The organism is Sphingobium estronivorans (genome assembly GCF_008692605.1).
GTDB classification, from domain to species: Bacteria; Pseudomonadota; Alphaproteobacteria; order Sphingomonadales; family Sphingomonadaceae; genus Sphingobium; species Sphingobium estronivorans.
Genome location: NZ_LFCT01000008.1, coordinates 144,139 through 156,639, shown reverse-complemented (window position 1 = coordinate 156,639; position 12,501 = coordinate 144,139). Strand labels below are relative to the sequence as shown.

9 protein-coding genes are annotated in these 12,501 nt (G+C 64.9%); 5 read left to right on the top strand and 4 right to left on the bottom strand.

Annotation, left to right across the window (positions count from 1 at the left end; all coding sequences use genetic code 11):
- The first annotated feature begins 26 nt into the window (after positions 1–26).
- Entirely contained in the window at positions 27–2,210 is a 2,184-nt protein-coding gene (uvrB, locus tag F7P65_RS08105; RefSeq protein WP_150291227.1) for an excinuclease ABC subunit UvrB, read from the top strand.
- A 35-nt stretch (positions 2,211–2,245) separates the two neighbouring features.
- Positions 2,246–2,812, top strand: coding sequence for a DUF1993 domain-containing protein (locus tag F7P65_RS08100; RefSeq protein ID WP_150291272.1), 567 nt, complete (start codon positions 2,246–2,248; stop codon positions 2,810–2,812).
- Between the two features lie 26 nt (positions 2,813–2,838).
- On the opposite strand, the gene F7P65_RS08095 is transcribed toward F7P65_RS08100, so the two are convergent.
- Positions 2,839–3,162: a hypothetical protein gene (locus F7P65_RS08095; protein ID WP_240334238.1), complete on the bottom strand. Its 324-nt coding sequence runs from the start codon at positions 3,160–3,162 to the stop codon at positions 2,839–2,841.
- Positions 3,163–3,181: 19 nt separating this feature from the next.
- Positions 3,182–4,123 carry a prolyl aminopeptidase gene (pip, locus tag F7P65_RS08090; RefSeq protein ID WP_150291226.1) on the bottom strand — a complete coding sequence of 314 codons (942 nt, stop codon included), beginning with the start codon at positions 4,121–4,123 and terminating at the stop codon, positions 3,182–3,184.
- A 127-nt stretch (positions 4,124–4,250) separates the two neighbouring features.
- Here pip and F7P65_RS08085 point away from each other — a divergent pair, with 127 nt between their 5' ends.
- The 3 genes from F7P65_RS08085 to F7P65_RS21970 all read left to right on the top strand — a co-directional run bounded on the left by F7P65_RS08085 (position 4,251) and on the right by F7P65_RS21970 (position 8,541).
- Positions 4,251–5,009 (top strand): class I SAM-dependent methyltransferase, encoded by a 759-nt coding sequence (locus tag F7P65_RS08085; RefSeq protein ID WP_150291225.1) that lies wholly within the window; start codon positions 4,251–4,253, stop codon positions 5,007–5,009.
- Positions 5,010–5,037: 28 nt separating this feature from the next.
- Positions 5,038–5,742 carry a 2OG-Fe(II) oxygenase gene (locus F7P65_RS08080; RefSeq protein ID WP_150291224.1) on the top strand — a complete coding sequence of 235 codons (705 nt, stop codon included), beginning with the start codon at positions 5,038–5,040 and terminating at the stop codon, positions 5,740–5,742.
- Positions 5,743–5,871: 129 nt separating this feature from the next.
- Entirely contained in the window at positions 5,872–8,541 is a 2,670-nt protein-coding gene (locus tag F7P65_RS21970; RefSeq protein WP_162854561.1) for a TonB-dependent receptor, read from the top strand.
- 117 nt (positions 8,542–8,658) lie between these two features.
- Here the strand turns inward: F7P65_RS21970 and F7P65_RS08070 are convergent, their stop codons facing one another.
- A complete protein-coding gene (locus tag F7P65_RS08070; protein ID WP_150291223.1) occupies positions 8,659–11,268 on the bottom strand; it encodes an EAL domain-containing protein in 2,610 nt (869 codons plus the stop codon).
- A 73-nt stretch (positions 11,269–11,341) separates the two neighbouring features.
- Positions 11,342–12,454 (bottom strand): DNA polymerase III subunit beta, encoded by a 1,113-nt coding sequence (gene dnaN, locus F7P65_RS08065; protein ID WP_150291222.1) that lies wholly within the window; start codon positions 12,452–12,454, stop codon positions 11,342–11,344.
- Positions 12,455–12,501: the final 47 nt, after the last annotated feature.

Here is a 12,501-nt window from a genome sequence, read left to right as displayed (position 1 = left end):
CTGGGGCGGGACCATATCAAGCGGCGATGACAATTCAAATCCGCACCACGCTGGACGAGCCGCAGACCGACGAAGGCTTCGTCCCCCACCGCCCCGCGCGCCCGGAAAAGAGCGAGGGCGGACGACCGTTCAAGCTGGTGTCGGATTATGAGCCGTCGGGCGACCAGCCGACCGCCATCGCCGAACTGGTGGACACCGCGCTTCAGGGCGAGAAGGATCAGGTGCTGCTGGGCGTCACCGGCTCCGGCAAGACCTTCACCATGGCGAAGGTGATCGAGGCATTGCAGCGGCCCGCGCTGGTGCTGGCGCCGAACAAGATTTTGGCGGCGCAGCTTTATGGGGAGTTCAAGAGCTTCTTCCCCGAAAACGCGGTCGAATATTTCGTCAGCTATTATGATTATTACCAGCCCGAAGCCTATGTGCCGCGGTCGGACACCTATATCGAGAAGGAGTCCAGCGTTAACGAGGCGATCGACCGGATGCGGCACTCGGCCACCCGCGCGCTGCTGGAACGGGACGATGTGCTGATCGTGGCGTCGGTGTCGTGCCTCTACGGCATCGGGTCGGTCGAAACCTACTCCGCCATGACCTTCTCGATGAAAAAGGGCCAGATCGAGGACCAGCGGGAGATTATCCGCAAGCTGGTCGCGCTCCAGTACAAGCGCAACGATGCGGGTTTTGCGCGCGGCAATTTCCGGGTGAAGGGGGATAATCTGGAGATTTTCCCCTCCCACTATGAGGATACGGCGTGGCGGGTCAGCTTCTTCGGCAATGAGATCGAGGAGATTGTCGAGTTCGACCCCCTGACGGGAAAGAAGATCGCGTCGCTCGATTATGTGAAGGTCTTTCCCAACAGCCACCACGTCACGCCGGGGCCGACGCTCAAGCAGGCGATGGAGGCGATCTGTTTCGAACTGACCGAACGGCTGAAGGAACTGACGTCCGAGGGCAAGCTGCTGGAGGCCCAGCGGCTGGAACAGCGAACGAACTTCGATCTGGAGATGATCGCGGCGACGGGATCGTGCGCGGGGATCGAGAATTATTCGCGCTTCCTGACCGGTCGCCTACCGGGCGAGCCGCCGCCGACCCTGTTCGAATATCTGCCGGAGAATGCGCTGCTGTTCGTGGACGAGAGCCACCAGACCGTGCCGCAGATCGGCGCGATGGCGCGGGGCGACCATCGGCGCAAGATCACGCTGGCCGAATATGGCTTCCGCCTGCCGAGCTGCATCGACAACCGGCCCTTGCGCTTCAACGAGTGGGACGCGATGCGACCGCAGACGGTCAGCGTCTCCGCGACGCCGGGGCCGTGGGAGATGGAGCAGACCGGCGGCACCTTCTCCGAACAGGTGATCCGACCCACCGGCCTCATCGACCCGCCGGTCGAGATCAAGCCGGTCGAGGATCAGGTCGACGACCTCATCAACGAATGCCGCAAGGTCGCGGCGCAGGGCTACCGCACGCTCGTCACGACGCTGACCAAGCGGATGGCCGAGGACCTGACGGAGTTCATGCATGAAGCGGGGATCAAGGTCCGCTACATGCATTCGGACGTCGAGACGCTGGAGCGCATCGAACTGATCCGCGATCTGCGGCTGGGCGTCTATGATGTGCTGATCGGCATCAACCTGCTGCGCGAGGGGCTGGATATTCCCGAATGCGGGCTGGTGGCGATTCTCGATGCGGACAAGGAGGGCTTTTTGCGCTCCGAAACCTCGCTGATCCAGACGATCGGGCGCGCGGCGCGCAATGTCGACGGGCGGGTGATCCTCTATGCCGACCGGATCACCGGGTCGATGGAGCGAGCGCTCAATGAAACCTCGCGGCGGCGCGAAAAGCAGATGGAATATAATGCCGAGCATGGCATCACGCCGCAGACGGTGAAGAAGAATATCAGCGACATCATCGCCCATGTCGCGTCCAAGGATCAGGTCACGGTCGAGACTGGGCTGGAGGACCGGCCGCATCTCGTCGGGCACAACCTCCGCGCCTATATCGAGGATCTGGAGAAGAAGATGCGCGCGGCGGCGGCGGATCTGGAGTTTGAGGAGGCGGGGCGCATCCGCGACGAAATCCGCAAGCTGGAGGCGGAAGAACTGGGCTTGCCCGCCGAGCAGCAGGTGGCGGCGCCGCGAGGACGCGCGACCGAGGGGAAGCCCGGAACGCGGAAATTGCGCTACGGGAAGGTGCAGAAGAAGTTCGGGCGGTAACATCGCCTCCGGAACTGATGGAAAAGGGGAATATCGTGACGTTGATGAACTGCCTTGCGCCCACCTATGTGCAAATGTTGCAGGCATTGTCGAACTGGATCGGCAAGGCGCAGGCGCAGATGGGCGCGGAACAGGCCGAGGCGCTGCTGTCCGCGCGTCTTGCGCCTGACATGTTTCCCCTCTCCACACAGATCCGCTTTGCCTGTGTGCAGGCCATGGAAGGCATGTTCCGGATCAGGGGAGAGGCCTTTCCACCATCGATCGGCATCCTGCTAAACGAAGGCCGCAATGGCGGCGAGCATCCCGGCTCACTGGCTGATGCGCAGGCGCGGATCGGCGAAGCCATCGCGCTCGTGCAATCGCTGGCGCGCGAAACGGGCGAAACGGTCTCCGACGGACAGATTGCGCATGACCTGGCGAACGGCATGATCTTCGATCTCACCGCGCAGCAATATGCCCGCGACTGGACTCTTCCCCAATTTTATTTCCACGTGATGATCGCCTATGCGATCCTGCGCGCCCAGGGCGTCAATCTGGGCAAGGCCGACTATGTCGCGCATATGTTTGCCCATTTGCGGCCCGGCACGATGCCTTCGCAATAGCTGTCGACCGGCGGGGCCGTCTTTTCTCAATAAGTCCGGCTGGTCACATTGGCCGTGCCATCGGCGTGAATTTCGATCAGATGGGCGGTCCCGTTGTCGCAGGCGGCTTTCCAGCCCTTGACCCCGGTTCGCACCTCGGCGCGTTCGGAACTGGTGACGCTGGGGCATAACGCGCCCGATGCCTTGATCGCCTTTTCCAGCACGCCGTTGCGCAACCTCTCATCCAGCTTCGCGACCTCGGCCGCCGCGCCGGTTTCGGGCGCGGCCTGCGGGCTGGCGGGGGTCTGGTCGCTGCTTTCGCCGCAGGACATCAGGCTGAACATCGCAGCCAATACGATCATTTTCCGCATGCACTGTCTTTCCTGTTGATCACGCCGCGAAGGCGTCCGTGGCTCGGATAAGGGCGTCGAGAATGCCCGGCTCGTTATAGGCATGGCCCGCCCCCTCGATCATTTCGAAGCGCGCCTGCGGCCACGCGCGGTGCAGCGCCCAGGCGGTCTCCGCGGGGCAGGCCATGTCATAGCGGCCCTGGACGATCACGCCCGGAATGGCCGCCAGCTTGCCCGCGTCGCGGATCAGTTGCCCCTCCTCCAGCCAGCCGCCATGGACGAAATAATGATTTTCGATGCGCGCGAAGGCGAGCGCGAAATCATCGGCTTCATGGGTGGCGGAGAGCGCTTCATCGGGCAGCAGGCGGATGGTTTCGCCTTCCCAGACGCTCCAGGCCTTGGCGGCGGCGATCCGCTCCGCGCGATCGTCGCCGGTCAGGATGCGGCGATAGGCGTGGAGCAGGTCGCCGCGCTCGGCCTCCGGGATGGGCGCGACGAAGCGTTCCCATTTGTCGGGATAGATGCGGCTGGCCCCGTGCTGATAATACCAGTCGATTTCCTGTTTGCGGATGGTGAAGATGCCGCGCAGCACCAGTTCGGTCACGCGGTCGGCATGGGTCTGGGCATAGGACAAAGCCAGCGTCGACCCCCAGCTTCCGCCGAAGACCAACCATTGGTCAACGCCCATCATCTCCCGCAGGCGCTCTATGTCCGCGACGAGATGCCAGCTGGTGTTGGCCTCCAGTTCCGCGTGGGGCGTCGAACGGCCGCAGCCGCGCTGGTCGAAGAGGAGGACGTCATAGCGCGCCGGGTCGAACAGCCGGCGATGGTCGGGCGAAATGCCGCCGCCGGGACCGCCATGGAGGAAGACAGCCGGCTTGGCGCCGGGCGTGCCGGCGCGTTCCCAATAGAGGCTGTGGCCGTCCCCGACATCGAGATGACCGGAGGCGAAGGGTTCGACAGGCGGGTAGAGCGTGCGCATGGCTTCAGGTGTAGAAAGTCTGACGGGCAATGCAATCGACAGACGCGCGATCCGTTTCGACAGAGACGCTTGAGCGCCCACGGACGAAGGTGCATGGTCCGCCCCATCCTAGATAGGAGGGTTTCCGATGCGTTCTGCCCTTGTCCTTTTCTGCGCCACCCTTGCCCTTGCAACACCGCTCGCCGCCATGGCGAAGGCGCCCGACTATGCCGCCGCCCTGGCCGATCCCAAGCGCCCGGCCGAGGCCAAGGCGCTGGACGAAGGCCGCAAGCCTGCCGGAACGCTCGCCTTTCTGGGCCTGAAGCCGGGCATGAAGGCGGCCGATATCGTGACCGGATCGGGCTATTGGGCGGAGATCATGGCCGATGTCGTAGGACCCAAGGGCAAGGTGACGGGCTTCGAGCCGAGCCAGTTCACGGCCAAGCCCGAAGGCCAGCAGAAATGGCAGGCGCTTCAGGCGCGACGGCCGGAGGTGAAATGGGTGAGCTATAAGTTCGAGGGCTTCACCGCGTCCGCGAACAGTTTCGACTTCACCCTCATCAACCTCAATTATCACGACCTTTACTGGGAGTCGGAGAAGATGGGCATTCCCCGGTCCGATCCGGCCGCCTTCGTGAAGGCGCTCTATGCCGCGACCCGGCCGGGCGGGATTGTCGGGGTGATCGATCATGCCGGGCCTGCGGGGGACACCCGCGCCATTGTCGACAGGCTGCATCGGATCGATCCGGCGGTGGTCAAGGCGGACTTCGCCAAGGCCGGCTTCCTGCTGGATGGGGAAAGCCCGCTGCTCGCCAATCCGCAGGACGACCATAGCAAGACTGTGTTCGATCCCGCCATTCGCGGCAAGACCGACCGCTTCCTGTTCCGCTTCCGCAAGCCGAAATGATGCAGGCCCTTTGAGCGCAAGCGGCGGGATGACAGGGGGACGCGGCGGCGTCACCCTGACGGGCATGGACCTTTCCGATCTCGACCTGCACGGCGCCGCGCGCCTGCCTGCCCTGCTCTCCCCCGACCAATGCGCCGAGATGATCGCGCTGTGGGATCATCCGCGCCTGTTCCGCAAGGAGGTGGTGATGGCGCGCCATGGCTATGGCAGGGGGCGCTATCGCTATTTCGACTATCCCCTGCCCGCGCCGGTCGCGGCGCTGCGGGAAATGCTGTATCCCGCATTGGCGCAGGTCGCCAATCGCTGGGCGGCGATGCTGGGCCAAGACGAGATCTATCCGGCGCGCCATGCCGATTTCCTGGCGCGCGGCGCGCTCGGCGGACAGGACAAGGCAACACCGCTGCTGCTGCGCTATGAAGCGGGGGACTGGAACGCGCTGCATCAGGATGTCTATGGGCCGCATGTCTTTCCGCTTCAGGCGGCGATCCTGCTCTCCGCGCCGGACCGGGACTTTACCGGCGGCGCCTTCGTCCTGACCGAGCAACGGCCCCGCATGCAGTCGCGGCCCGAGGTCGTGCCGCTTGCCCAAGGCGATGCAGTGGTTTTCCCGGTGCGGGAACGGCCGGTCATCGGCGCGCGCGGCGTCCACCGGGTGCAGATGCGCCATGGCGTCAGCCGGCTGCTGTCGGGCGTGCGCCATACGCTGGGCATCATCTTTCACGACGCGGCGTGATCCCTGCCCGTCCGGCACAAAATGCCGGATTACATTTTGCGACAAATCTTTAAGGGCATTGCCAGAATTTTGCGACAACTCCCCCCTAGAGGGGAGGCTTCAGGGTCTTCCAATCTCAAGGGGTAAAAAGTGCGACCATCCTTCGCCTGCCTGCTGTTTCCACTGATGTTCGGCGCCGCGCCCGGCGCGCTGATGGCGCAGACCGAGGAGGCCAAGGGCCCCGTCGCGCAGATGGACGACGCCGACGAGATCATCGTCACCGGCCAGCCGCAGCGCGGCGCGGTGGTCGGCAATATCAAGCCGGAACAGCAGCTTTCCCCCGCCGATGTCCGGGCGCTGGGCGTCACCTCCATCGCGGAGATGATCACCGAATTGTCGCCGCAGACCAACGGCACGCCCGTCGTCCTGCTCAACGGCAAGCGGATTTCCAGCTTCTCGGAGATTCAGGACATCCCCTCCGAAGCGGTGGCGCGGGTCGACATATTGCCTGAAGAAACGGCGCTCAGCTATGGCTATGCGCCGACGCAGAAAGTGGTGAATATCGTGCTGCGCCAGCGGTTCCGCGCCGAAAGCGTGGACCTGCGCGCCGGTACGACCACCGAGGGCGGGCGGGAAAACGGGTCGGCGGAAGGCGGCGTGCTGCGCATCCGGGGCGATAATCGCTTCACCCTGGACATGCAGTACAAGACCGCCGCATCGCTGCTGGAAAGCGAGCGCGGCGTCGTGCCGACGGTGCAGGGAGAAAAGGCCAATCAGACATCGGGGCTGGCCGCCTTCCTGGTCGGCGAGAATGATATGACCGGGCCGCAGCTTGCCAATCATCGCACGCTCAGCCCGGCGACGGAGAATCTGGCGGTCAACGCGACGCTGGCCCGCGCGCTGGGCAAGGTGTCGCTGACCGTCAACGGGCGGGTGGAACTGTCGGATAGCGACAGCCTGCAAGGATTTCAGGCGGCGCAGCTGACGCTGCTGGCCGGCAATCCCTTCTCGCCCTTCACCGATGAGGCGAGCTTCTATCGCTATCTGCGCCAGACAGGCCAGTTGGGGCAGCAGATCAAGGGCACGACCGGCCATTTCGGCATGACGCTGAACGGGATGCTGGGCCGGGGCTGGCAATGGTCCTTCACCGGCAATGGCGATTATTCCAACACCCGCACCGCCACCGACCGCGGCGTCGATCCGGCCCTGATCCAGAGCGCGATCAATGGCGGGGCCGACCCCTTCGGCAGCTTCGCGCCGGGCCTGTTTTCCACCCATGTGATCGACCGGGCGCGCGCGCAGTCTCAGGCGATCCAGGGCGACCTGCTGCTGTCCGGGCCGCTGTTCGACCTGCCGGCGGGTGCGGTGACGACGTCGGTGCGCGTCGGCGGATCGGCCAATGGCTTCGATAGCTCGTCGATCCGGTCGGGCATCGCACGAAATTCCAGCTATGACCGGCAGATCGGCAGCGGACAGGTCAGTCTGGACGTGCCGCTCACCAGCCGGTCGAAGGGCGTGCTGGGCGTCGTGGGCGACATCGGCGTCAATATGAACGCGGCGGCGCAGCATTATTCCGATTTCGGCACGCTGTCGACGCTGGGATACGGCATGCGCTGGCGGCCGGTGCCTGCGGTGCAATTGCTGGTGTCCGCCAATCAGGATCGCGCCGCGCCGACGGGGCAGCAGATCACCGATCCGCTGATTTCGACGCCCAACATGTCCGTCTTCGACTATGCGACCGGGCAGACGGTGTTCGTGAACCAGCTTAGCGGCGGCAATGCCAGCCTCAAGGAAAGCGTGCGCGACCAGTTCCGCCTGAGCGCCAATATCAAGCCGTTCGAAAAACCCAACCTCACGCTGACGGCCACCTATACCAACAGCCGGACGAGCAATCCGATCTCCGCCTTCCCAACGCCGTCACCAGCCATTGAAGCCGCCTTCTCGCAGCGCTTCGTCCGCGATGAGGACGGCAATCTGGTGCAGATCGACGCGCGGCCGATCAATTATCTGCGGTCGCAGAGCGAGCAGTTGCGCTGGGGCTTCGACCTTTCCATTCCGCTCAAATCGCATATCCAGAAGGTGGTCGAGGCATGGCGGGCGGCGGGTGCCAAGCCCGAGGAGCGGCCCAAGGAATTGCAGGACCTGCGCGGCCTGTTCGGCAATCGCGGCGACGGTCAGGGCAATCAGGCGCCCCAAGGGCAGGATGGCGGCGACCGTCCACGCAGCGAAGGGGGACAGGGACCGGGAAGCGGCGGTTTTGGCGGCGGCGGGCGCGGACCGGGCGGGTTTGGCGGCAGACGCGGCGGCGGTGGAGGCGGCGGGGGCGGGCGGCTGAGCTTCAGCCTCTATCACACCTGGCATTTCACCGAGAGTATCCTGATCGCGCCGGGCGTACCGGAACTCGACCTGCTGAACGGCGGCGCTACCGGATCGTCGGGCGGCCAGCCACGGCATGAGATCAATGCGCGCATGGGCTATACCAATAACGGCCTGGGCGCGCGGTTGAGCGTCGACTGGGAAAGCGGCACCCATGTCGACGGCGCCCTGAACGGCACGGCGGGCGGGGCGTCGCGGCTGGACTTCGGCAGTCTGGCGACGGTGGACCTGCGGCTCTTCGCCAATCTCGGGCAGATGCCGGGGCTGGTGAAGCAGCATCCCTTCCTGCGCGGCGCGCGCGTGTCGATCGGGATCGACAATCTGTTCAACCAGCGGCGCGACGTGACCGATGCGAACGGGATCACGCCGGTCCGGTACCAATCGGGCTATCTCGACCCGCTGGGGCGGGTGGTGACGATCAGCTTCCGCAAGCTGTTCTTCTAATGCCAGGTCCGATGAGGTTCACGCATCGGACCTGATAAAGCCCGCGCGGCGCTTGAGCGTTTCCCAGTCGTGATGCATCAGCATCTCAGCGACTTGAAATAAGGCTGGCGTCCGGGATCAGGATGCCAGCGCCCGCGGCGTCGCGGGCTCATGGGCCAGGTCGATCGACTGGGTGAACTCGACACCCAGCCGGTCCTCCTTCGACCAGCGGGCGATGACGTTGACCGTCCGGCCTTCGCTGAGTTCAACCGCCAGCAGCGTGCCCTCGGGGATGTTCCACAGCCCTTCGATCTGCGCGCCGGTGGTGGAAATATTGCGGATTCGCCCGGTATGGACCTGGCCGTCATGATACACCGCCACGGTGCGGAGCATCGTCCGGCGCGCGGCCCGGCTCGACTGGAAGCCCTGCGGGACGGCATAGCCGCCATGACATTGCTGCTGGGCGAGCACCTCCTGCGCGGGCAGCGGGCGGCCATAGATATAGCCCTGAATATGGCTGCATCCCAATTGGCGGATCAGGTCCAGCTCGTCCCGGGTTTCGGCGCCCTCCGCCGTGGTGTCCATGCCCAGCGCCTCGGCCAGGCCGACGATCGCCTTGATGATCGCGCTGTTGCGGCTGCCCCGGATGGCGGCGCCGCGCACGAAGCTCTGGTCGATCTTGATCTTGTCGAAGGGCGCGGTCTTCAGATAGCCGAGCGAGGAATAGCCGGTGCCGAAATCGTCGAGCGCCAGACGCACGCCCAGCCCCTTGAGCCGGGCGAACATCGATTCCGTGCCGTCGCCGTCGCTCAGGAACACGCTTTCGGTGAGTTCCAGTTCCAGCCGCTCCGGTGCCAGTTGCGATGCGGCGAGCGCGTTCATGACGATGGAAGGCAGGCCATGATTGGCGAACTGGATCGGCGACACGTTGACGGCGACGCGCACCCCCTCATCCCATTGCGCGGCATCGCGGCAGGCGGTGCGCAACACCCAGTCGCCGATCGGACCGATCAGGCCGCTTTCCTCGGCAATCGGCACGAACTGTTCCGGCGAAATCGCGCCGCGCACCGGATGCTGCCAGCGCAACAGCGCTTCATAGCCGGTGATGCGTTCGGTCTTGGACGATACCACCGGCTGATAGACGAGGTGCAGCCCATCCTCGATCAGCGCGTGGCGGAGGTCGGCTTCCAACTGGCGGCGGTCCTCGGCATCGGCGTGCATCTCCGGCGAATAGAAGCGATAGACGCCGCGCCCGTCGCCCTTCGCCGCATAGAGGGCAAGGTCGGCATTGCGGATCAACGCATCGGCGGTCACGCCATCCTGGGGACAGAAGGAAATGCCGATCGACACGCCGATCACGACGGCCACGCCCTCAATCTGGTAGGGCAGCGACACGTCGGTGATGATCGCGCGGGCAAGATGATCGAGCTGGATCCGGTCGGGGCGGCCCGGCAGCAGGATCTTGAATTCATCCCCGCCCTGCCGGCCGACAAGGCCCTTGTCGCCGACGACCCGCTGAATCCGCTGACTGACCTGACGCAGCAGCGCATCGCCCGCCGGATGGCCGAGCGTGTCATTGACCGTCTTGAACCGGTCGAGGTCGAGCATCATCAGCGTGCAGTCGCGGGGCTGGCCGTTCGTGCCCGCCACCGCCTGCTCCAGCGAGCGCATCATCTGCACGCGGTTGGCAAGGCCGGTCAGCGAATCATATTGGGCCAGCCGATGCACTTCGGCCTGGCTGCGGCGCATCTCGGTGAGGTCCGTGCCGCTGCCCCGGAAGCCGTGGAACTGGCCATAGTCGTTGAACACCGGCTGGCCCGAAATCGACCACCAGCGTTCATCCTTCGCCATCGCGGCGCGGATCGGAATTTCAGCAAAGCCGGTACGGGCGGACAGGTGGAAGCCCAGGGTGCGCTCGCCATCGCCGTCCTGCCGGTCGCCGGGGCGGATGATCTCCGTGATCGGGCGGCCGATCAGCGCGTCGTTGCTCCGGTCCAGCGTGCGCGCCAGCGTGTCGGAAATATAGGCGATGCAGCCATGGCGGTCGGTTTCCCAGAACCAGCCGCGGCCCGACTGCTCATATTCATGCAGCAACCGGTCGGACCGCTGGGCGCACTGGTCCCGCTGGTAGAAGGCGATGGCGCGGTTCATGTCCGCATGGGCCTGACGCAGCGCCGCGATCAGCATCGCCGCGATGCAGCTGATCAGCAGCCCGACCTGCGCGAAATCCCCCCAATGCGCGAGCGAGGCGATCAGCAAACCGGTGAAATAGCTGACGCCCAACAGCCGCCGGTCGCCGAAAATCGACACCGCCATCAGCGCCACCGCCATTTCCGCCGCGAGATTGCGCGACAGCGGACCCGCGATCAAGGATGGGCCCAGCATCAGGCTGAAGGTCAGGCCCGACAGCAGCACCATGGGCAGCATCAGCCATTTCTGATGGTGGGGCCGCAACCGTTGGAAGCAGGCGCCGCGCGGCACGACGATGGCGACGCCATCCACCAGCAGCATGGCGGACAGGGCAATGGCGTGGCCGATATTGCCCGGTTCGTAGAAGGGGACATGCAACAGCGCGGTGATGCACAGCTTGCCCAGCAGAATCAGCGGCCAGAGCCGGGCGATGTGGACGAAGGTGCCGGAAATCCAGGAGGCATCGACCCCTGCTCCGCCCTCGGTCAGTCCGAGGGCGGCGACGAGATCCATCCGCCGCGCGTGCAGTTCCGCCAAATTGGTCCGCAGGGAAGCCATGGTCCCTGCGTAATGGGCAGTTATTGAAAGAAGCTTACCTGTCCGGCGGCAGAATAGCCCTTTTTTCCGCCCTTTAGACCCGCATCGGCATCAGCACGTAGAGCGCCGGGCTGCGGTCGTTTTCACGGATCAGCGTCGGTGCGGCGGCGTCGGCCAGATGCAGTTCGACCGTCTCGCTGTCGATCTGGTTCAATATGTCGAGCAGATAGCGCGCGTTGAAACCGATGTCGAAGCCCTCGCCCTGGAAGGCGCCGGGCACCTCTTCGGCCGCCGTGCCGTTCTCGGGACTGGTGACGGACAGGACGATCTTGTCCCGCTCCAGCGTCATCTTGACCGCGCGGGTCTTTTCCGTGGCGATGGTGGCAACACGATCCACGCCTTCTTCGAAACTGCGCGGGTCGATCTTGAGCAGCTTGTCGTTGGCGGTCGGAATGACGCGGCTGTAATCCGGGAAGGTGCCGTCGATCAGCTTGCTGGTCAGGATCGCGCTGCCCAGACCGAAGCGGATCTTGCTCGCCGACAGGCTGATCTGGACCGAGCCTTCGACCTCATCGAGCAGCTTGCGCAGTTCGCCGATGCATTTGCGGGGCACGATGATGCCCGGCATGCCGTCGGCGCCGTCGGGACGCGGCACGGTGACGCGGGCGAGGCGGTGGCCGTCGGTGGCGGCTGCCTTCAGCACCGGCTGGCCATCATCGGACACGTGGAAATAGATGCCGTTCAGATAATAGCGCGTCTCTTCGGTCGAAATGGCGAAGCGCGTCTTGTCGATGATCTGCTTCAGCGTCTCGGCCGGCAGTTCGAAGCTGGTCGGCAGGTCGCCTTCCGCGATCACCGGGAAGTCGTCGCGCGGCAGGGTCGACAGGTTGAAGCGGGCGCGGCCCGCCTGAATCAGCATCTTGCCCTCGGCCGCGTGGAGCGAGACCTGGCTGCCTTCGGGCAGCTTGCGGGCGATGTCGAACAGGGTGTGCGCCGAAATGGTGGTCGCGCCGGGCTGTTCGACCTGCGCGGACACGCTCTCGACGATCTGGAGGTCGAGGTCGGTCGCCATCAGCTTGATCGCGCCGTCCGCCGACGCCTCGATCAGCACGTTGGACAGGATCGGAATCGTGTTGCGCCGCTCAACCACCGACTGGACATGGCTGAGGCTCTTGAGGAGCGTTGCGCGTTCGATGGTGGCCTTCATGTCCCTGATCTGTCCGTTTCTTTTCTGCGCAAAGCCCGGAGACGGTC

Excerpts from the sequence above, each read along its gene's own strand:
- uvrB (WP_150291227.1), top strand. The coding sequence starts at position 27 with ATGACAATTCAAATCCGCACCACGCTGGACGAGCCGCAGACCGACGAA.
- F7P65_RS08095 (WP_240334238.1), bottom strand. The coding sequence starts at position 3,162 with ATGCGGAAAATGATCGTATTGGCTGCGATGTTCAGCCTGATGTCCTGC.
- pip (WP_150291226.1), bottom strand. The coding sequence starts at position 4,123 with ATGCGCACGCTCTACCCGCCTGTCGAACCCTTCGCCTCCGGTCATCTC.
- F7P65_RS08085 (WP_150291225.1), top strand. The coding sequence starts at position 4,251 with ATGCGTTCTGCCCTTGTCCTTTTCTGCGCCACCCTTGCCCTTGCAACA.
- F7P65_RS08080 (WP_150291224.1), top strand. The coding sequence starts at position 5,038 with ATGACAGGGGGACGCGGCGGCGTCACCCTGACGGGCATGGACCTTTCC.
- F7P65_RS08070 (WP_150291223.1), bottom strand. The coding sequence starts at position 11,268 with ATGGCTTCCCTGCGGACCAATTTGGCGGAACTGCACGCGCGGCGGATG.
- dnaN (WP_150291222.1), bottom strand. The coding sequence starts at position 12,454 with ATGAAGGCCACCATCGAACGCGCAACGCTCCTCAAGAGCCTCAGCCAT.